Consider the following 19,497-nt stretch of genomic DNA (forward strand, 5'->3'; position numbering starts at 1 on the left):
TGTCGTGATCCGCAGGACACCCAGGGGAGGCGCACCGCGCTGTACAACGTAAGCTGTACGGGTCCCGAAACCCGGCAAGTCGGGCGATAATGCGCGACACCCTCACCCAGGACCTTCCGTGAGGGCTGCTGCACGAACAGCCGGGCGGCGTGTCCGAAATAGTCTGTATTGGGTCAGCAGTGTAGAACGGGAGATGTGACGGCAATGGCTACGGAAACTCCCCAGCTCCACGCAGCGTGCGCCGTCCCCGCCCCGGGCAGTCCGCGGTGACGGCAACCGGCACGGCACGCGCCGCCGACCCGGAGCGCGGCACGCTCGGCAAGGCCGCGGGCGAGAACTTCCCCGTGGCCCCCTTCTTCCTGCCCCGGGCCTGGCGCGCGGACCTGATGGCCGTCTACGGCTTCGCCCGTCTGGTCGACGACATCGGCGACGGCGACCTGGCCCCCGGCGGCGCCGACGCCCGCCTGCTCGGCGTCCGCGCCCAGGAGGCCGAGGACCGCCTCGTCCTGCTCGACGCCTTCGAGGCCGACCTGCGCCGGGTCTTCGACGGCACGCCCCGCCACCCCCTGCTGCGCAGGCTGCAGACCACCGTGCGCCGCCGCTCGCTGACCCCCGAGCCCTTCCTCGGCCTGATCGCCGCCAACCGCCAGGACCAGCTCGTCCGGCGCTACGAGACCTACGACGACCTGCTCGCCTACTGCGAGCTGTCCGCCAACCCCGTAGGCCGTCTCGTCCTCGCCGTCACCGGCGCCTCCACCCCGGAGCGGGTCCGCCGCTCCGACCTGATCTGCACGGCCCTGCAGATCGTCGAGCACCTCCAGGACGTCGCCGAGGACCTCGGCCGCGACCGCATCTACCTGCCCGCCGCGGACATGAAACGCTTTCACGTCCAGGAGGCGGATCTCGCCACGAAGAGCGCCGGCGCGTCGGTGCGTGCGCTGATTGCGTACGAAGCGCGAAGGGCCGGCGATCTGCTGAATGAAGGCGCCCCTCTCGTGGGTAGCGTCCACGGCAGACTCAAGCTGCTGCTCGCAGGGTTCGTGGCGGGGGGAAGGGCGGCGATCCGCGCGATCGCCGCCGCCGACTATGACGTACTTCCCGGCCCGCCCAAGCCCGGCAAGGTCCAGTTGCTGCGTGAGGTGGGCGTGACTCTGCGAGGAGAGGGGTGATCCGGACCGTGGAGTCGGAACCACACGCGTCCGCACCGGTACTCGCCGCCTACCGCTACTGCGAGGCCGTCACCGGACAGCAGGCCCGTAACTTCGCCTACGGCATCAGACTGCTGCCGGCGCCCAAGCGCCGCGCGATGTCGGCGCTGTACGCGTTCTCCCGGCGCGTCGACGACATCGGCGACGGCCCGCTGGCCGACGACGTCAAGGTCGCCCGGCTGGAGGACACCCGCGCCCTGCTCACCCGGGTCCGCGCGGGTGAGGTCGCGCAGGACGACACCGACCCGGTCGCGGTCGCCCTCACCCATGCAGCCGAGCACTTCCCGATCCCGCTGGGCGGGCTCGACGAGCTCATCGACGGCGTCCTGATGGACGTGCGGGGCGAGACCTACGAGACGTGGGACGACCTGAAGGTGTACTGCCGCTGCGTGGCCGGCGCCATCGGACGCCTCTCGCTCGGCGTGTTCGGCACGGAACCGGGCGCGCGCGGCGCCGAGCGCGCACCCGAGTACGCCGACACGCTCGGACTGGCGCTCCAGCTCACCAACATCCTCCGGGACGTCCGCGAGGACGCCGCGGGCGGACGCACCTACCTGCCCGCCGACGACCTGGCGAAGTTCGGCTGTTCGGCCGGGTTCAGCGGGCCGAGGCCACCGGAGGGCTCCGACTTCGCGGGCCTCGTGCACTTCGAAGTGCGACGGGCCCGCGCCCTGTTCGCCGAGGGCTACCGGCTGCTGCCCATGCTCGACCGGCGCAGCGGCGCCTGTGTCGCCGCCATGGCCGGCATCTACCGCCGCCTGCTCGACCGCATCGAACGGGACCCGGAGGCCGTGCTGCGCGGCCGGGTCTCGCTGCCCGGGCGCGAGAAGGCGTACGTCGCCGTGCGCGGGCTGTCCGGCCTGGACACGCGGCACGTGTCGCGACGGACCGTCAGGAGGCGCGCCTGATGGGCCGGCCGGTCGCAGGACACCACAGCCGGGCCGTCGGCGCGAAGCGGCAGGCAACCCTCCGGCGCCGAGCGGCGTCCCTGACCACGACGGCCGGGCGCGCACGCGGCACGCGGCACGGCGGCCGGGCAGGGGAGGGTGCGCGATGACCCACGGCACGCGGTCCGGTGAACCGCTCGCCGGCGGGCGGCACGCCGTCGTGGTCGGCGGCGGGCTGGCCGGCGTCACCGCCGCGCTCACGCTCGCCGACGCCGGGGTGCGCGTCACCCTGCTGGAGGGCAGGCCGCGCCTGGGCGGCCTGGCGTTCTCCTTCCAGCGCGGCGAGCTGACCGTCGACAACGGGCAGCACGTGTACCTGCGCTGCTGCACCGCCTACCGCTGGTTCCTCGACCGTATCGACGCAGCGGCGCTGGCACCGCTGCAGGACCGTCTCGACGTACCCGTCCTGGACGTCACGCGCCCCGCGGGGCGGCGGCTCGGCCGGCTGCGGCGCGACGCGCTGCCCGTGCCCCTGCACCTGGGGCGCAGCCTCGCCACCTATCCGCACCTGTCACTGGCCGACCGCGCCAGGGTGGGGCGGGCCGCGCTCGCGCTGAGCGGGCTCGACCTCGCCGATCCGGCCCTCGACACCCAGGACTTCGGCAGCTGGCTGGCCGCGCACGGCCAGTCGGCGCGTGCCGTCGAGGCCCTGTGGGACCTGGTCGGGGTCGCCACCCTCAACGCGGTCGCCTCCGACGCCTCGCTGGGGCTCGCCGCAATGGTGTTCAAGACCGGTCTGCTGTCCGGCCCGGGCGCGGCCGACATCGGCTGGGCCCGCGTCCCGCTGGGCGACCTGCACGACCGGCTGGCGCGCAAGGCGCTCGACGCCGCGGGCGTGCGGACCGAGCTGCGGGCCCGGGTCACCTCCGTCTCGCGGGACGTGACCGGGACGTGGCGCGTCCAGGTTCCCGGCGAGACGCTGCAGGCGGACGCGGTGGTGCTCGCCGTGCCGCAGCGCGAGACGCACGACCTGCTGCCCGCCGGTGCGCTTCAGGCGCCCGAGAACCTCCTGCGGATCGGCACCGCGCCCATCCTCAACATCCATGTCGTCTACGACCGCACGGTGCTGAGCAGGCCGTTCTTCGCCGCGCTCGGCACGCCGGTGCAGTGGGTGTTCGACCGCACCGAGGCCTCCGGGCTGCGGCAGGGGCAGTACCTCGCCCTGTCGCAGTCGGCCGTGCACGACGAGATCGACGCACCGGTGGCCGTGCTGCGCGAGCGGTACCTGCCGGAGCTCGAGCGGCTGCTGCCCCGTACCCGCGGCGCAGAGGTGAAGGACTTCTTCGTGACCAGGGAGCGCACCGCGACCTTCGCTCCCACCCCCGGCGTCGGGCGTCTGCGGCCCGGCGCCCGCACCAAGGCACCCGGCCTCTACCTGGCCGGAGCGTGGACCGCCACAGGGTGGCCCGCGACCATGGAGAGTGCGGTCCGCAGTGGCGTGAGCGCGGCGGACGCCGCGCTCAGCGCCCTGGGCCGGCCCCGCCCGCGCCACCTCTTCGACGTCGAGGAGGCGGCCTGATGCTCGACCAGCGCAGCGCGGCAGGCGGCCCCCGCACCCCCGGTACCGCAACAAGAGGAGAGACTGTGCCCACTGTGCCCCCGGCCTCGAAGGCCGCTCGAGAGACCGCGGTGGACGTCACCGCGCTCCTGGAGCGCGGTAGGACCCTGGCCACCCCGGTACTGCGGGCGGCCGTCGACCGCCTGGCACCTCCCATGGACACTGTTGCCGCCTACCACTTCGGCTGGATCGACGCCCAGGGCAGGCCCGCGACGGGCGACGGCGGCAAGGCCGTACGCCCCGCCCTGGCGATGCTGTCCGCCGAGGTCACCGGAGCCGCGCCCGAGACCGGCGTCCCCGGCGCGGTCGCCGTCGAACTCGTCCACAACTTCTCGCTCCTGCACGACGACCTGATGGACGGCGACGAACAGCGCCGCCACCGCGACACCGTCTGGAAGGTGCACGGCCCCGCCCAGGCCATCCTCGTCGGCGACGCCCTGTTCGCCCTCGCCAACGAGGTGCTGCTGGAACTCGGCACCGTCGAGGCGGGCCGGGCCACCCGCCGTCTGACCACCGCCACCCGGGCCCTGATCGACGGCCAGGCCCAGGACATCTCCTACGAGCACCGCGACCGCGTCAGCGTCGAGGAGTGCCTGGAGATGGAGGGCAACAAGACCGGCGCCCTGCTGGCCTGCGCCTCCTCCATCGGCGCGGTGCTCGGCGGCGCCGACGACCGCACCGCCGACAGCCTGGAGAGGTACGGCTACCACCTGGGCCTGGCGTTCCAGGCGATCGACGACCTGCTCGGCATCTGGGGCGACCCGGTCTCCACCGGCAAGCAGACCTGGAGCGACCTGCGCCAGCGCAAGAAGTCGCTGCCGGTGGTCGCCGCGCTCGCGGCGGGCGGCTCCGCCTCCGAGCGGCTCGGCGAACTGCTCGCCGCCGACGCCAAGGCCAGTGACTTCGAGAACTTCTCCGAGGAGGAGTTCGCGGTCCGCGCCGCCCTCATCGAGGAGGCGGGCGGCCGCGAGTGGACCGCCGAAGAGGCACGCCGTCAGCACACCGTCGCGATCGAGGCGCTCGACGCCGTCGACATGCCCGACCGGGTGCGCGACCGGTTCAGGGCACTCGCCGACTTCGTCGTCGTACGCAAGAGATGATCCCCACCAGGCGAAAAGAGATGATCCTTATCGGTCGAATAGTCCTCGCGTAGTCGCCGGCCGGTGTGGCGCGTCAGCGCCCGCCGGCCGACGGCGGACCCACAGCAGACGCACTCCTTGCAGCACTGCACGAAGGGGAAGCCATGACAGCGACGACCGACGGAAGCACCGGGGCGACCCTTCCGCCCCGCGCCACCGCGGCCAGTGACACACAGACCCAGATCCCCGGGGCGGCCGGGGTCCACGAAGCCGCCGTGCACGCGGTGCGACGCGCCACCGACTTCCTGCTGGCACGGCAGGACCCCGAAGGCTGGTGGAAGGGCGACCTCCAGACCAACGTCACGATGGACGCGGAGGACCTGCTGCTCCGCCAGTTCCTGGGCATCCGCGACGAGCGGACCACCGAGGCGGCCGCCCTCTTCATCCGCGGCGAGCAGCGCGAGGACGGCACCTGGGCCACCTTCCACGGCGGCCCCGGCGAACTGTCCACCACCATCGAGGCCTATGTCGCGCTCCGCCTGGCCGGCGACGCGCCCGACGCCCCGCACATGGCGAAGGCCGCCGCCTGGATCCGCGCGCACGGCGGGATCGCCGCCGCCCGCGTCTTCACCCGGATCTGGCTCGCCCTGTTTGGCTGGTGGAAGTGGGAGGACCTGCCCGAACTCCCGCCCGAGCTGATCTACGTCCCCACGTGGGTGCCGCTCAACATCTACGACTTCGGGTGCTGGGCCCGGCAGACCATCGTCCCGCTGACGATCGTCTCCGCGAAGCGGCCGGTCAGGCCCGCGCCCTTCCCCCTCGACGAACTGCACACCGATCCGGGCAACCCCAGCCCGCCCAGACCCCTCGCCCCGGCGGCCAGTTGGGACGGCGTCTTCCAGCGGCTGGACAAGGCGCTGCACGCCTACCGCAAGGTCGCGCCCCGCCGGCTGCGCAGGGCGGCCATGAACACCGCCGCCCGCTGGATCATCGAACGGCAGGAGAACGACGGCTGCTGGGGCGGCATCCAGCCCCCGGCCGTGTACTCGATCATCGCCCTCCACCTGCTCGGCTACGACCTGAAGCACCCCGTGATGCGGGCCGGCCTGGAGTCCCTCGACCGGTTCGCCGTGTGGCGCGAGGACGGGGCCCGGATGATCGAGGCCTGCCAGTCGCCGGTGTGGGACACCTGCCTCGCCACCATCGCGCTGGCCGACGCCGGGCTCCCGGCCGACCACCCGCAGCTCGTCAAGGCCGCCGACTGGATGCTGGGCGAGCAGGTCGTACGCCCCGGCGACTGGTCGGTGCGCAGGCCCGAACTGCCCCCGGGCGGCTGGGCGTTCGAGTTCCACAACGACAACTACCCCGACATCGACGACACCGCCGAGGTCGTCCTCGCCCTGCGCCGCGTCAGGCACCACGACCCGGAGCGCGTGGACAACGCCATCGCGCGCGGGGTGCGCTGGAACCTCGGCATGCAGTCGAAGAACGGCGCATGGGGCGCCTTCGACGTCGACAACACCAGCCGCTTGCCCAACCGGCTGCCGTTCTGCGACTTCGGCGAGGTCATCGACCCGCCGTCCGCCGACGTCACCGCGCACGTGGTGGAGATGCTCGCGGTCGAGGGTCTCGCCCACGACCCGCGCACCCGGCGCGGCATCGCGTGGCTGCTGGCCGAACAGGAGCCGGACGGCTCGTGGTTCGGACGCTGGGGCGTCAACTACGTCTACGGCACCGGCTCCGTCGTCCCCGCCCTGGTCGCGGCCGGCCTGCCCGGCTCCCACCCGGCGATCCGGCGGGCCGTGGCCTGGCTGGAGTCCGTGCAGAACGACGACGGCGGCTGGGGCGAGGACCTGCGCTCCTACCAGCACGTCGAGAAATGGAGTGGCCGGGGTGCCTCCACCGCCTCGCAGACGGCCTGGGCCCTGATGGCCCTGCTCGCGGCGGGGGAGCGGGACTCCAAGGCCGTCGAACGCGGCGTCGAGTGGCTCACCACCACCCAGCGGGAGGACGGCTCCTGGGACGAGCCCTACTTCACGGGGACCGGCTTCCCCTGGGACTTCTCCATCAACTACCACCTCTACCGGCACGTGTTCCCGCTCACCGCTCTCGGCCGGTACGTCCACGGGGAGCCCTTCGCCGACCGGCGCAAGGGGAGCTGATGAGCACCCGGCCCGCCCCGGCCCCCCTGCTGATCGCCTGCGCGCTCGGCATCGAGCAGTTCGCCCTGCGCGCCGGCGACCGGGGCGTGCGGCGGGGCGCGCCGGTGCACCCCTGCGGCGCACCCGCCCCGCACGGCGCGGCCGGGCCGGTCACCGTCCTGCGCACGGGCATGGGCCCGGCGGCGGCCGAGCGCTCCGTCACCCGGCTGCTGGCCGCCCCGGAACTGCACGACGCCGCGGTGCTGGCCACCGGCTTCTGCGCGGGGCTCGCCCCCGGCATGCACCCCGGTGACCTCGTCGTCGCCGAGGAGACCCGCGACCCGCGCGGCAGCGTCCCGTGCGTGGGGACCGAGCTGCTCGTCAAGGAGCTGGGCCGGGCCGTGCCCGGGCGCACCGTGCACACCGGGCCGCTCACCGGCTCCGACCACGTCGTACGCGGTCACGAACGCGCGAAGCTGCGCGCGACCGGCGCGATCGCGGTCGACATGGAGTCGGCGGCCACGCTGCTGACCGCCGTGCGCCAGGGCGAGCGCCCGGTTGCGGCCGTCCGGGTGGTCGTGGACGCTCCAGAACATGAACTAGTCCGGATCGGCACGGTGCGCGGTGGAATATCGGCTTTCCGTGTTCTTTGTTCGGTCCTGCCCGCTTTCTTCGAATGGCACCGTTCTTTGCTGCTCCCCAGGAGGTGAGCCAGATGGCCATGCCGCTGCGCCAGTCCATCAAGGTCGCTACGTACTTGGCTGAACAAAAGCTCCGCAGGCGGGACAAGTTTCCCCTGATCGTCGAGCTGGAACCGCTCTTCGCCTGCAACCTCAAGTGCGAGGGCTGCGGCAAGATCCAGCACCCGGCGGGGGTGCTCAAGCAGCGCATGCCCGTCGCGCAGGCCGTCGGCGCGGTGCTCGAGTCCGGCGCGCCGATGGTGTCGATCGCCGGGGGCGAGCCTTTGATGCACCCTCAGATCGACGAGATCGTCCGGCAGTTGGTGGCCAGGCGGAAGTACGTCTTCCTGTGCACCAACGCCATGCTGCTGCGCAAGAAGATCGACAAGTTCACGCCGTCCCCCTACTTCGCCTTCGCCGTGCACATCGACGGGCTGCGCGAGCGGCACGACGCGTCGGTGGCGAAGGAGGGCGTCTTCGACGAGGCGGTGGAGGCCATCAAGGAGGCCAAGCGGCGCGGCTTCCGGGTCACCACCAACTCGACCTTCTTCAACACCGACACCCCGCAGACCGTCATCGAGGTGCTGAACTACCTCAACGACGAGCTCGAGGTCGACGAGATGATGATCTCGCCCGCCTACGCCTACGAGAAGGCCCCCGACCAGGAGCACTTCCTGGGCGTGGAGCAGACCCGGGAGCTGTTCAAGAAGGCCTTCGCGGGCGGCAACCGCAGGAAGTGGCGGCTGAACCACTCCCCGCTGTTCCTCGACTTCCTCGAGGGCAAGGTCGACTTCCCGTGCACGGCGTGGGCGATCCCGAACTACTCCCTGTTCGGCTGGCAGCGCCCCTGCTACCTGATGAGCGACGGCTACGTGCCGACCTACCGGGAGCTCATCGAGGAGACCGACTGGGACAAGTACGGCCGCGGCAAGGACCCGCGCTGCGCCAACTGCATGGCGCACTGCGGGTACGAACCGACCGCCGTCCTGGCCACCATGGGGTCGCTGAAGGAGTCCCTGCGTGCGATGCGCGAGACCGTCGCCGGCGGAAGCAAGGGCTGACCGTCGTGACGGCCGTGTTGGGGCGCCCCAGGTGCGCAGAACAAGAGGTGAGGCCATGACCGCCGTTCCCCTGGGCGTCCCCGAGGTGCCGGCCCGGCCGGTCGCCGAGCGGCGCGCGTCCCGGCAGATCCAGGTCGGATCCGTGGCGGTCGGCGGAGACGCCCCCGTCTCGGTGCAGTCGATGACGACGACCCGGACCTCCGACATCGGCGCCACCCTCCAGCAAATCGCCGAATTGACCGCCTCCGGCTGCCAGATCGTGCGCGTCGCCTGCCCCACGCAGGACGACGCCGACGCGCTGCCGGTCATCGCCAGGAAGTCGCAGATCCCGGTCATCGCCGACATCCACTTCCAGCCGAAGTACGTCTTCGCTGCCATCGAGGCCGGCTGCGCGGCGGTCCGCGTCAACCCCGGCAACATCAAGAAGTTCGACGACCAGGTCAAGGAGATCGCCAGGGCTGCCAAGGACCACGGCACCCCGATCCGCATCGGCGTCAACGCCGGCTCCCTCGACAAGCGCCTGCTCCAGAAGTACGGCAAGGCGACCCCCGAGGCGCTGGTGGAGAGCGCCCTGTGGGAGGCGTCGCTGTTCGAGGAGCACGACTTCCGCGACATCAAGATCTCCGTCAAGCACAACGACCCGGTCGTCATGATCGAGGCCTACCGGCAGCTCGCCGAGCAGTGCGACTACCCGCTGCACCTCGGCGTCACCGAGGCCGGCCCGGCCTTCCAGGGCACCATCAAGTCGGCCGTCGCCTTCGGCGCGCTGCTCTCCCAGGGCATCGGCGACACCATCCGCGTCTCGCTGTCCGCGCCGCCCGTCGAGGAGGTCAAGGTCGGCATCCAGATCCTCCAGGCGCTGGGGCTGCGGCAGCGGCGGCTGGAGATCGTCTCGTGCCCGTCGTGCGGGCGGGCCCAGGTGGATGTGTACAAGCTCGCCGAGGAGGTCACGGCCGGGCTCGACGGCATGCAGGTGCCGTTGCGCGTCGCCGTGATGGGATGCGTGGTGAACGGCCCCGGCGAGGCCCGCGAGGCCGACCTCGGCGTCGCCTCCGGCAACGGCAAGGGACAGATCTTCGTCAAGGGCGAGGTCATCAGGACCGTACCCGAGTCGAAAATCGTCGAGACGCTGATCGACGAGGCGATGAAGCTCGCCGAGCAGATGGAGCAGGACGGCGTCGCGTCGGGGGAGCCGGCCGTCACCGTGAGCTGAACAGCACGGATTGGAAGGGGGCCCGAGCGTGACGATCCTGGAGACCATTCGGCAACCACGCGACCTGAAGGCGCTGTCCGAGGCGGAACTCGGTGAACTGTCCGACGAGATCAGGGAGTTCCTGGTGCACGCGGTCGCCAGAACCGGCGGCCATCTCGGTCCGAACCTGGGGGTGGTCGAGCTCACCATCGCCCTGCACCGGGTCTTCGAGTCGCCGGTCGACCGCATCCTGTGGGACACCGGCCACCAGAGCTACGTCCACAAACTGCTGACCGGCCGGCAGGACTTCTCCAAACTGCGCGGCAAGGGAGGCCTGTCCGGCTACCCCTCCCGTGAGGAGTCCGAGCACGACGTCATCGAGAACAGCCACGCCTCCACCGCCCTCGGCTGGGCCGACGGGCTCGCCAAGGCCCGCCAGGTGCAGGGGGACAGGGGCCACGTCGTCGCGGTCGTCGGCGACGGGGCCCTGACCGGCGGCATGGCCTGGGAGGCGCTGAACAACATCGCGGCCGCCAAGGACCGGCCGCTGATCATCGTCGTCAACGACAACGAACGCTCCTACGCCCCGACCATCGGCGGCCTCGCCAACCACCTCGCGACCCTGCGCACCACCGACGGCTACGAGCGGGTGCTGGCCTGGGGCAAGGAGGTGCTCCAGCGCACCCCCGTCATCGGCACCACCGTCTACGAGGCACTGCACGGCGCCAAGAAGGGCTTCAAGGACGCCTTCGCCCCGCAGGGCCTGTTCGAGGACCTGGGCCTGAAGTACCTCGGGCCGATCGACGGCCACGACATCGGGGCCGTGGAGTCGGCGCTGCGGCGCGCCAAGCGCTTCCACGGACCCGTGCTCGTGCACTGCCTGACGGTCAAGGGCCGGGGCTACGAGCCTGCCCTCGCCCACGAGGAGGACCACTTCCACACCGTGGGGGTGATGGACCCGCTGACCTGCGCGCCCCTCACGCCCGCGGGCGCCCCGTCGTGGACCTCCGTGTTCGGCGACGAGATCGTGCGGATCGGTGAGGAGCGCGAGGACGTGGTGGCGATAACCGCCGCCATGCTGCATCCGGTCGGCCTCGGAAAGTTCGCGGAACGCTTCCCGGACCGGGTGTGGGACGTCGGCATCGCCGAGCAGCACGCGGCCGTGTCCGCGGCGGGCCTGGCGACCGGCGGACTGCACCCGGTCGTCGCCGTCTACGCCACCTTCCTCAACCGCGCCTTCGACCAACTGCTGATGGACGTCGCCCTGCACCGCTGCGGGGTGACCTTCGTCCTGGACCGGGCCGGTGTCACCGGCGTCGACGGCGCCTCCCACAACGGCATGTGGGACATGTCCGTCCTGCAGGTCGTGCCCGGCCTCAGGATCGCCGCGCCGCGCGACGCCGACCAGCTCCGTGCCCAGCTGCGGGAGGCGGTCGCCGTGGACGACGCGCCGACCCTGGTGCGGTTCCCCAAGGAGTCCGTCGGGCCGTCGGTACCGGCCGTCGACCGGGTGGGCGGTATGGACGTGCTGTCCCGGTCCGGGCAGCCGGACGTGCTGCTCGTCGCCGTCGGTGTCATGGCGCCGGTCTGCCTCCGGGCCGCCGAACTGCTCGCGGCCCGCGGCGTCGGCTGCACCGTCGTCGACCCGCGCTGGGTCAAGCCCGTCGACCCGGCGCTGCCGGGCCTGGCCGCCGAGCACCGGATGGTCGCCGTCGTCGAGGACAACAGCCGCGCCGCCGGCGTCGGTTCGGCGGTGGCGCTCGCCCTGGGCGACGCCGACGTGGACGTGCCCGTACGGCGGTTCGGCATACCGGAACAGTTCCTCGCGCACGCCAAGCGCGCCGAGGTGCTCGCCGACATCGGCCTCACCCCCGTGGAGGTCGCCGGACGGATCAGCGCGAGCCTGGCCGTCAAGGAAGAGCTGTCCAAGGAGAACCAGGGATGACCACCGCCGAACCCGCAGCCGGGACCGGGGAGTTCGACCTCGGCACGCTGCTGGCCGAGCGTGGCGGCGAACGCTACGCGCTGCACGCCCGGTACCTCAACCACCAGCTGCCCCGGATGCTGCACACCATCGGCTTCGACAAGGTCTACGAGCACGCCGAGGGCGCTTACTTCTTCGACGCGGACGGCAACGACTACCTCGACATGCTCGCCGGGTTCGGGGTGATGGGGCTGGGCCGCCACCACCCCGTCGTCCGCAAGGCGCTGCACGACGTCCTGGACGCCTCGCTCGCCGACCTCACCCGGTTCGACTGCCCGCCGCTGCCCGGCCTGCTCGCCGAGAAACTGCTCGCGCACAGCCCCCACCTGGACCGGGTGTTCTTCGGCAACAGCGGCACGGAGGCCGTCGAGGGCGCCCTGAAGTTCGCCCGGTACGCCACCGGCAAGCCCAGGATCCTCTACTGCGCGCACGCCTTCCACGGCCTGACCACCGGCTCGCTGTCCGTCAACGGCGAGCCCGGCTTCCGCGACGGCTTCGCCCCGCTGCTGCCCGACACCCCCGTCCCGCTCGGCGATCTCGACGCGCTGGAGCGGGAGCTGAGGAAGGGCGACGTGGCCGCCCTGATCGTGGAGCCGATCCAGGGCAAGGGCGTCCACGAGGCCCCGCCCGGCTATCTGCGTGCCGCCCAGGAGCTGCTGCGCCGGCACAAGGCGCTGCTCATCGCCGACGAGGTGCAGACCGGGCTCGGCCGCACCGGCGACTTCTACGCCTACCAGCACGAGGACGGGGTCGAGCCCGACCTGGTGTGCGTGGCCAAGGCCCTCTCCGGTGGCTATGTGCCGGTGGGCGCCACCCTCGGCCGGGACTGGATCTTCAAGAAGGTCTACTCCTCGATGGACCGGGTGCTGGTGCACTCGGCGAGCTTCGGCGCCAACGCGCAGGCCATGGCGGCCGGTCTCGCGGTGCTGTCGGTGATGGAGAACGAGCAGATCGTCGCGGGTGTGCGCGCCACCGGTGAGCTGCTCAAGTCCCGGCTGACGGCGCTCACCGAGAAGTACGAGCTGCTCGCCGACGTCCGCGGCCGGGGCCTGATGATCGGGATCGAGTTCGGCAGGCCGAAGTCGCTGAAGCTGCGCAGCCGGTGGGCCATGCTCCAGGCCGCGCGCAAGGGACTGTTCGCGCAGATGGTGGTCGTACCGCTGCTCCAGCGGCACCGGATCCTCACCCAGGTCTCCGGCGACCACATGGAGGTGATCAAACTGATCCCGCCGCTGATCATCGGCGAACGCGAGGTGGAGCGGTTCGTCGACGCCTTCACCGCCGTGATGGACGACGCCCACGACGGCGGGCTGGTGTGGGACTTCGGCAAGACCCTGGTCAAGCAGGCGGTGGCCAACCGCTGACCGTTTTTTTGCCTCACAGGCAACAAATTTGCCGTTGAGGCAAGGCTCGGGCTGAATGGAGGGCATGACCCCTCCCGGAACCGAGCCGCCCGGCGAGCCGGTCGCCGACCTGCCCGCCGTCGCGCCGCAGCTGCGCGGCCTGCGCCGCAGGGCCTCCCTCACCCTGGAGGCAGCGGCGCGGGCCGCCGGGCTGTCCCCCGCCCACCTCTCCCGCCTGGAGACCGGGCAGCGCCAGCCCTCGCTGCCGATGCTGCTCACGCTCGCCCGCGTCTACGGTACGACCGTCTCCGAGCTGCTCGGCGAGACGGTCACCGACCGGGACGCCGTCGTGCGCGCCGCCGACATGGAACCCACCACGGCCGGCGGCTGGACGTACTGGCAGGCCGGGGCATCCGGGCGCGGGATGCAGGCACTGCGCGTCCACGTCCCGTACGGCTCGCAGGGCGACATCGTGCGCGTGCACCCCGGCGAGGAGTGGCTCCACGTGCTCAAGGGGCGGTTGCGGCTGCGCCTCGGGGACACCGCGCACCGGCTCGGCCCGGGCGACAGCGCGCACTTCGACTCGCTGACCCCGCACCGCATCGCCGCCCAGGACCCCGACGGGGTCGAGCTGCTGTTCGTCCACACCCTGCTGCAGAGCCCCACGGCCACCCTGTGCCTGGGCCCGACCCCTGGAGATGCCCGATGAGGGACATGGAGGAGAAGTTCCCGCGCGGCCTGTGGGTGCGACTGATCGTGTACATCGCGGTCGGCCACCTGTTCGCGGCCTTCGTCTACCTGCTGTTCGAGGTGGGGGCCAAGTAGGCCGCCGCGCGGCGCCTCAGTCCAGGAGCCGCTCGCGCAGCCGCTCCCGGGTCTGCGGGGTGAGCCCGAGGCCGGACTCCAGGTAGGCGTCGACGCCGCCCCAGGTCTCCTCGATCGTCTCGAAGGCCGCGTTCAGGTACTCGGCGCGGGCGTCGAACAGGGGGCTGAGCAGCTCCATGATCTCGGGGGAGTAGGCCGAGGCGGAGCTGCTGCTGCGGTGCACCTTGTAGCGGCGGTGCTTGGCGTTGGACTTCAGGTAGTCCGCCAGGATCGCCTCCCGCTCCACGCCCAGGGCGAGCAGCGTCACCGCGACGGACAGCCCGGCGCGGTCCTTGCCCGCCGCGCAGTGCATCAGCGCCGGGACACTGCCCTCGGCCAGCGCGTGCAGTACCCGGGAGTGCTCGGCGGTGCGCTCCTTGATGATCGTGCGGTAGGAGGCGATCATCCGGCCCGCGGCCTTGCCGTCCGCGAGGATCGCGCGCAGCTCGTCGATGTCGCCGTCGCGGACCATCTTCCAGAACTCGGCGCCGTCCGCCGGATCGGTGAGCGGCAGGTTCACGTTGCGCACCCCCGGCAGCTCCACGTCCGGGCCCTCGAGCTTCTGGTCGGCCGCGTTGCGGAAGTCGAAGACCGTGTGCAGGCCCAGGGAGGCCAGGAAGGCCGCGTCCTCGGCGGTCGCGTGCGCCAGGTGGCCGCTGCGGAACAGCACCCCGTGCCGCACCCGCCGTCCGTCCACGGTCGGCAGCCCGCCCACATCACGGAAGTTGCGCACTCCTGCCAGCTCGGGTTCGGTCGACGGGACCTGCTGCGTCACGGGGACTCCCTCCCACTCACCCCGCCGCGCGGCTCGCCGGCGGGCACCTTCCGACCATACGACATGGCTGCCAGGGGCAATGAGTTCTTCACAGACGTTGATCCAGGCCCGGTGACCGCTCATGATGTGGGGGTTTGATCGGACCTGTTGGAAGCTGTGAGGGCCTGATGCTGGAGATCTCCGAAAACGCGCGTACCTGGCTTCTGTCCGGGCCCACCAGCAGTTACGCCGTCCACCTCACCGACCGCGACGAGCTGCTGCACCTGTACTGGGGGCCCAGGATCGCGCTGGCCGACGCCGAGGCGCTCGCCGTGCGCCCGCTGCCCGCGTACTGGCCGTTCGAGGCCCCGCTCGACGGGCGCGAGGAGTACCCGGTCGAGGGCGGCCCGCGGTTCGTCCGGCCCGCCCTGTCCGTGCGCACGGCCGAACGGCGCGGCACCCAGTGGACGTACGACGGGCACGAGCGTGCCGACGACGGGGAGCTGCGGCTCCGCTTCCGGGACGGCGGCCTCGCCGTCACGCTGCACTACCGGATGCGGCACGACGTGGTCGAGCGCTGGGTGACCCTCGCCAACGAGGGGCAGGACGTCGAGGTGCTGCGCGCCGACTCCGCCACCTGGACCCTGCCCGACCGCGACGGCTGGCGGCTGTCCCAGCTGCACGGCCGCTGGGGCGCGGAGTCCCGGCTGACCCGCGCCGAGCTGACCTACGGCGAGAAGGTCATCGGCAGCCGGCGCGGCCACACCGGCCACCAGCACCTGCCCTGGGTCGCCCTCGAAACCGACGCCACCGAGGAGCGCGGCGAGGTCTACGGCTGCGCCCTCGGCTGGTCCGGCTCCTGGCGCATCGCCGTCGCCCAGCTCCCGGACGCGCGCGTGCAGATCACCGGCGGCGCCGGGCACGACGACTCGGGCCTGCTGATGCTGCGTACCGGCGAGTCGTACACCACCCCCGTCTTCGCGGGGCTGTGGAGCGACGGGGGCTTCGGCGGGGCCAGCCGCGCCTGGCACGCCTACCAGCGGGCGTACGTCGTCCCGGACGCCGACCGGGACCGGCCGGTGCTGTTCAACTCCTGGGAGGCGACCGAGTTCGACATCTCCGAGGAGCAGCAGCGGGCGCTCGCCGAGCGGGCCGCGGCGATGGGCGTGGAGCTGTTCGTGGTCGACGACGGCTGGTTCGGCGCGCGCACCAGCGACCGGGCCGGGCTCGGTGACTGGACCCCCAACCCCGACCGCTTCCCGCAGGGCCTGAAGCCGCTCGCGGACCATGTGCACGGCCTGGGGATGCAGTTCGGCATCTGGGTCGAGCCGGAGATGGTCAACCCGGACAGCGAGCTGTACCGGGCGCACCCGGACTGGGTGCAGTTCCAGCCGGGCCGCGCGCGTACGGAGTTCCGCAACCAGCTGGTGCTCAACCTGGCCCGCGAGGACGTCCAGGAGTACCTCTGGGACCAGCTCCACGGGCTGCTGTCCAGCGCCCCCATCGACTATGTGAAGTGGGACTTCAACCGCTGCTTCTCGGACGCCGGCTGGCCGGAGGACGCGTATCCGCAGCGGCTGTGGGTGGACCATGTGCGCGCCCTGTACGCCCTGCTGGACCGGCTGCGCGAGGCGCATCCGGGTGTCGCCTTCGAGTCCTGCTCGGGCGGTGGCGGACGGATCGACCTCGGGGTGCTCGGCCGGACGGACCAGGTGTGGACCTCGGACAACACCGACCCGCTCGACCGGCTCGCCATCCAGCACGGCTTCAGCCAGATCCACCCCGCGCGGGTCATGGCGGCCTGGGTCACCGACAGCCCCAACGCCATGCTCAACCACCGGGCGAGCTCGCTGCGCTTCCGGTTCGTCAGCGCCATGGCCGGGGTGCTCGGCGTCGGCGGCGACCTCACGAAGTGGTCGCAGGAGGAGCTCGACGAGGCGCGCGAGTGGGTGACGCTCTACAAGGAGATCCGGCCCGTGGTGCAGCGCGGCGACCTGTACCGGCTGCGCCCGCCGGCGGGCGGGCTGAGCGCCGTGCAGTACGTCCTCGGCGACGACACCGTCGTCCTGGCCTGGCTCCAGGCACAGCACTTCGGCGAGCCGATGCCGGCGCTCCGGCTGCGCGGCCTCGACCCGTCGGCGACGTACGAATGCCTTGAAACGGGCGAAATTCACCGAGGGGCGGTGCTGACGCACCACGGGCTGCGGGTCGGGCTGCGCGGGGACCTGGACGCCACCGTGGTCCGGCTGCGACGGCGATGACCTGATTCGAGTCGACTGTCTGAATAGGCCGCTTCTTCCTGACGTGCCCCGAAAAGGAGTCAGAATGCTCGGGGCACGTGAGCAGCGTCATAATCGTGACGATGTGTGGTTGCCATGTGCACGTAATAAAGGCCCTTTCCAAGGGAATTCGAGGAAAGCAAAAGATCCTTAATCGACCGACGGTCACCACAAAAGGCGGCGGAATTCTCCTGAATCGCCGTCACGGGCAACCGCACGCTTGTCCCCGCGCATCTTGTTCGCTTACGTTCGCCACCGATCCGGACGGACGCCGAATCCTGCCGCCGCCCGGAGCCCGCACACACTGACCCGTGTACGGCAGGAGCGGGGGACCCACAGGCAAGACGCCTGTTCCGGTCTCCGGAACAGGCTTGGGGTTAAGCCGCGCCTCGGCGCGGCCGGGCATCTCCAGTCCGCACCCGACAGCTCACCTCGCAGGCGCCGGAGAGGAATTCGCCATGCCCGCGAAGGGTAAGCACCGCCGTCCCAAGAGCCAGCGTTTCACTCGTTCCCTCGCCGCCGCCGGAACCGGTGGCGCCGCACTCGCCCTTCCGCTGCTGGGCGCCGCCGGCGCCCACGCGGCCACCCCGCAGTCCGCTCCGGACCAGGCCGTCGCGTCCCTTCCGGCGGCGCAGCAGAACGCTGCCGGAAAGAAGGACGGGGGCGTGCGGACGTACACCGTGAAGGCCGGTGACTACCTCGTCAAGATCGCCGAAGAGCAGCACGTCAGCGGTGGCTGGAAGAAGCTCTACGCCGACAACCGCGAGGCCGTCGGCGACGACCCGTCGCTGATCCACCCCGGCCTGAAGCTGTCGATAGGCAAGAAGGCCGCGACGGGCACCGGCAAGCCGGCCGTCCCGGCCAAGCCCAAGACCACGTCGTCGAAGCCGTCGTCCTCCAAGGCGTCGTCCTCGAAGACGTCGGCCGCGAAGCCCGCCGCCGCGAAGACCACCACCGCCGACCGGGCCGTCCAGGCCGCGACCAGCGCCGCCGGCTTCACCGCCCCGGTGACCGGCCCGGTCGGCACCGGCTACAAGGTGGCGGGCAGCATGTGGTCCAGCGGTTACCACACCGGCGTCGACTTCGTCGTCCCGACCGGCACCTCCGTGAAGGCCGTGGGCGCGGGCACGGTCGTCTCCGCCGGCTGGGCCGGCGCGTACGGCAACCAGGTCGTCATCAAGCTGAACGACGGCTACTACGCCCAGTACGCCCACCTGTCCTCGCTCTCGGTGTCGGCCGGCCAGACCGTCACCGCCGGACAGCAGGTCGGCCTGTCGGGCTCCACCGGCAACTCCACGGGTCCGCACCTGCACTTCGAGATCCGCACCACGCCCGACTACGGCTCGGACGTGGACCCGGTCGCCTACCTCCGTACGCACGGCGTCTCCGTGGGCTGACCCGCACGACCACTTGCCTGACACGCCGCCGAAGGCCGGACCCCGATCCCCGGGTCCGGCCTTCGGTGTGTGGGCGCGAACGCCTCGACAGGCGAGGGTGGTTGGGACACAGTGATCGGTGCGACGAGAGCAAGCGCTTTCCGTCCGCTTGCTTTCCGCCCGCTTCCCTTCCTCTCCCTCGACCAGAAGGAGCCGTGTCCCGTGCCGACCACCCGCAGAGCGTTCGCAGCCCTCGCCGCCGGTGCCGCCCTGGGGGCCCTCGCCCCGGCGGGCACCGCGCACGCCGCACCGCACGGACGGCCGCGGCCCCGCCGCCTCCTCGCCCACGACGACTTCTGCCACGGACTGGGCCAGTGGGTCACCGAACTCCAGGACGGCGGCACCGTCTCCGCCTCCCGAGGCGTCCTCGACATCGACGTCCCCAGCGGGGCCACGGTCTGGTTCCGGGAGCGGCTGGAGGGACCGTACGTCCTGGAGTACACCGCCACCGCGGTGTCCGAGGGCGGGCCCAACGACCGCGTCTCGGACCTCAACACCTTCTGGAACGCCACCGACGTCCGCTCCCCGGACGACCTCCTCGCCACACCGCGCGGCGGCGCGCTCGCCGAGTACGACCAGCTGACCTGCTACTACGCCGGCTACGGGGCGAACTACAACACCACCACCCGGCTGCGCCGGTACGTCGGCGAGCCCGGTGTCCGTCCCCTGCTCCTCGACTACACCGAACCCCTGCTGGTGCCGAACCAGCCCAACCGGGTCCGGATCGTCTCCGCCGGGCCGACGGTCCAGTGGTGGAACAACGGCCGGCTCGTCTTCGACTACACCGACCCGCAGCCCTACACGGGCGGCCACTTCGCCTTCCGTACCGTGTGGAGCCACTTGCGGGTCACCGGGTTCCGGGTGTGGCGGCCCAGCCCTCAACACCCCTGACACAGGGCGTATTCCGGACTTGACGAACACTTGGAGAGTGGCTTATCTCACCGCGCGTCAAGCCTTGCCTACGGTCGCGT

Annotated in this window: 17 protein-coding genes and 1 riboswitch; of the genes, 16 read left to right on the forward strand and 1 reads right to left on the reverse strand. The window is 71.7% G+C overall.

What is annotated here, in order from left to right; translation table 11 throughout:
- The first annotated feature begins 266 nt into the window (after positions 1-266).
- The 13 genes from hpnC (at position 267) to AB0K80_RS13450 (ending at position 14,018) form a co-directional block, all read left to right on the forward strand.
- A complete protein-coding gene (gene hpnC, locus AB0K80_RS13390; protein ID WP_365668934.1) occupies positions 267-1,169 on the forward strand; it encodes a squalene synthase HpnC in 903 nt (300 codons plus the stop codon).
- On the forward strand, positions 1,166-2,116 hold the full coding sequence (gene hpnD, locus AB0K80_RS13395) for a presqualene diphosphate synthase HpnD (RefSeq protein WP_365668936.1): 951 nt from the start codon (positions 1,166-1,168) through the stop codon (positions 2,114-2,116). The genes hpnC and hpnD overlap by 4 nt, the downstream gene beginning before the upstream one ends.
- Positions 2,116-2,265 carry a DUF6380 family protein gene (locus AB0K80_RS13400; protein ID WP_365668938.1) on the forward strand — a complete coding sequence of 50 codons (150 nt, stop codon included), beginning with the start codon at positions 2,116-2,118 and terminating at the stop codon, positions 2,263-2,265. The genes hpnD and AB0K80_RS13400 overlap by 1 nt, the downstream gene beginning before the upstream one ends.
- On the forward strand, positions 2,262-3,674 hold the full coding sequence (gene hpnE / locus AB0K80_RS13405; protein WP_365668940.1) for a hydroxysqualene dehydroxylase HpnE: 1,413 nt from the start codon (positions 2,262-2,264) through the stop codon (positions 3,672-3,674). The genes AB0K80_RS13400 and hpnE overlap by 4 nt, the downstream gene beginning before the upstream one ends.
- 74 nt (positions 3,675-3,748) lie before the next feature.
- The gene (locus AB0K80_RS13410; protein WP_365669165.1) at positions 3,749-4,813 is read left to right on the forward strand and encodes a polyprenyl synthetase family protein; all 1,065 of its coding nucleotides are present in this window, start codon (positions 3,749-3,751) and stop codon (positions 4,811-4,813) included.
- Between the two features lie 143 nt (positions 4,814-4,956).
- Positions 4,957-6,954, forward strand: coding sequence for a squalene--hopene cyclase (shc, locus tag AB0K80_RS13415; protein WP_365668941.1), 1,998 nt, complete (start codon positions 4,957-4,959; stop codon positions 6,952-6,954).
- Positions 6,954-7,643, forward strand: a complete 690-nt coding sequence (locus AB0K80_RS13420; protein ID WP_365668943.1) for a 1-hydroxy-2-methyl-2-butenyl 4-diphosphate reductase — start codon at positions 6,954-6,956, stop codon at positions 7,641-7,643. Before shc ends, AB0K80_RS13420 begins: the two co-directional genes overlap by 1 nt.
- A 5-nt stretch (positions 7,644-7,648) precedes the next feature.
- Positions 7,649-8,674 carry an adenosyl-hopene transferase HpnH gene (hpnH, locus tag AB0K80_RS13425; RefSeq protein ID WP_365668945.1) on the forward strand — a complete coding sequence of 342 codons (1,026 nt, stop codon included), beginning with the start codon at positions 7,649-7,651 and terminating at the stop codon, positions 8,672-8,674.
- A gap of 55 nt (positions 8,675-8,729) precedes the next feature.
- Complete coding sequence (gene ispG, locus AB0K80_RS13430) at positions 8,730-9,887, forward strand: flavodoxin-dependent (E)-4-hydroxy-3-methylbut-2-enyl-diphosphate synthase (RefSeq protein ID WP_365668947.1); 1,158 nt, start codon at positions 8,730-8,732, stop codon at positions 9,885-9,887.
- A 28-nt stretch (positions 9,888-9,915) separates the two neighbouring features.
- Positions 9,916-11,811 carry a 1-deoxy-D-xylulose-5-phosphate synthase gene (gene dxs / locus AB0K80_RS13435; RefSeq protein WP_365668949.1) on the forward strand — a complete coding sequence of 632 codons (1,896 nt, stop codon included), beginning with the start codon at positions 9,916-9,918 and terminating at the stop codon, positions 11,809-11,811.
- On the forward strand, positions 11,808-13,214 hold the full coding sequence (locus tag AB0K80_RS13440; RefSeq protein ID WP_365668951.1) for an aspartate aminotransferase family protein: 1,407 nt from the start codon (positions 11,808-11,810) through the stop codon (positions 13,212-13,214). Before dxs ends, AB0K80_RS13440 begins: the two co-directional genes overlap by 4 nt.
- Positions 13,215-13,278: 64 nt before the next feature.
- Positions 13,279-13,902, forward strand: a complete 624-nt coding sequence (locus AB0K80_RS13445; RefSeq protein WP_365668953.1) for an XRE family transcriptional regulator — start codon at positions 13,279-13,281, stop codon at positions 13,900-13,902.
- A complete protein-coding gene (locus tag AB0K80_RS13450) occupies positions 13,899-14,018 on the forward strand; it encodes a DUF6126 family protein (protein WP_365668955.1) in 120 nt (39 codons plus the stop codon). Before AB0K80_RS13445 ends, AB0K80_RS13450 begins: the two co-directional genes overlap by 4 nt.
- Before the next feature lie 16 nt (positions 14,019-14,034).
- On the opposite strand, the gene AB0K80_RS13455 is transcribed toward AB0K80_RS13450, so the two are convergent.
- A complete protein-coding gene (locus tag AB0K80_RS13455; protein WP_365668957.1) occupies positions 14,035-14,832 on the reverse strand; it encodes a tyrosine-protein phosphatase in 798 nt (265 codons plus the stop codon).
- Positions 14,833-14,999: 167 nt separating this feature from the next.
- Here AB0K80_RS13455 and AB0K80_RS13460 point away from each other — a divergent pair, with 167 nt between their 5' ends.
- The 3 genes from AB0K80_RS13460 to AB0K80_RS13470 all read left to right on the forward strand — a co-directional run bounded on the left by AB0K80_RS13460 (position 15,000) and on the right by AB0K80_RS13470 (position 19,417).
- Entirely contained in the window at positions 15,000-17,072 is a 2,073-nt protein-coding gene (locus AB0K80_RS13460) for an alpha-galactosidase (protein ID WP_365668959.1), read from the forward strand.
- Positions 17,073-17,382: 310 nt separating this feature from the next.
- Positions 17,383-17,544, forward strand: a riboswitch (cyclic di-AMP (ydaO/yuaA leader).
- Between the two features lie 4 nt (positions 17,545-17,548).
- Positions 17,549-18,487, forward strand: coding sequence for a LysM peptidoglycan-binding domain-containing M23 family metallopeptidase (locus tag AB0K80_RS13465; protein ID WP_365668961.1), 939 nt, complete (start codon positions 17,549-17,551; stop codon positions 18,485-18,487).
- 201 nt (positions 18,488-18,688) lie between these two features.
- Positions 18,689-19,417, forward strand: coding sequence for a DUF6250 domain-containing protein (locus AB0K80_RS13470; RefSeq protein WP_365668963.1), 729 nt, complete (start codon positions 18,689-18,691; stop codon positions 19,415-19,417).
- The last annotated feature ends 80 nt before the right edge of the window (positions 19,418-19,497 follow it).

The sequence above is a fragment of the Streptomyces sp. NPDC052682 genome (genome assembly GCF_040678435.1).
In the GTDB taxonomy this organism is placed as follows: Bacteria; Actinomycetota; Actinomycetes; order Streptomycetales; family Streptomycetaceae; genus Streptomyces.

Coding starts and splice junctions, on each gene's coding strand:
- AB0K80_RS13420 (WP_365668943.1), top strand. CDS start 6,954: ATGAGCACCCGGCCCGCCCCGGCCCCCCTGCTGATCGCCTGCGCGCTC.
- AB0K80_RS13445 (WP_365668953.1), top strand. CDS start 13,279: ATGACCCCTCCCGGAACCGAGCCGCCCGGCGAGCCGGTCGCCGACCTG.
- ispG (WP_365668947.1), top strand. CDS start 8,730: ATGACCGCCGTTCCCCTGGGCGTCCCCGAGGTGCCGGCCCGGCCGGTC.
- AB0K80_RS13440 (WP_365668951.1), top strand. CDS start 11,808: ATGACCACCGCCGAACCCGCAGCCGGGACCGGGGAGTTCGACCTCGGC.
- hpnH (WP_365668945.1), top strand. CDS start 7,649: ATGGCCATGCCGCTGCGCCAGTCCATCAAGGTCGCTACGTACTTGGCT.
- AB0K80_RS13465 (WP_365668961.1), top strand. CDS start 17,549: ATGCCCGCGAAGGGTAAGCACCGCCGTCCCAAGAGCCAGCGTTTCACT.
- AB0K80_RS13450 (WP_365668955.1), top strand. CDS start 13,899: ATGAGGGACATGGAGGAGAAGTTCCCGCGCGGCCTGTGGGTGCGACTG.
- hpnE (WP_365668940.1), top strand. CDS start 2,262: ATGACCCACGGCACGCGGTCCGGTGAACCGCTCGCCGGCGGGCGGCAC.
- AB0K80_RS13400 (WP_365668938.1), top strand. CDS start 2,116: ATGGGCCGGCCGGTCGCAGGACACCACAGCCGGGCCGTCGGCGCGAAG.
- shc (WP_365668941.1), top strand. CDS start 4,957: ATGACAGCGACGACCGACGGAAGCACCGGGGCGACCCTTCCGCCCCGC.
- AB0K80_RS13460 (WP_365668959.1), top strand. CDS start 15,000: ATGCTGGAGATCTCCGAAAACGCGCGTACCTGGCTTCTGTCCGGGCCC.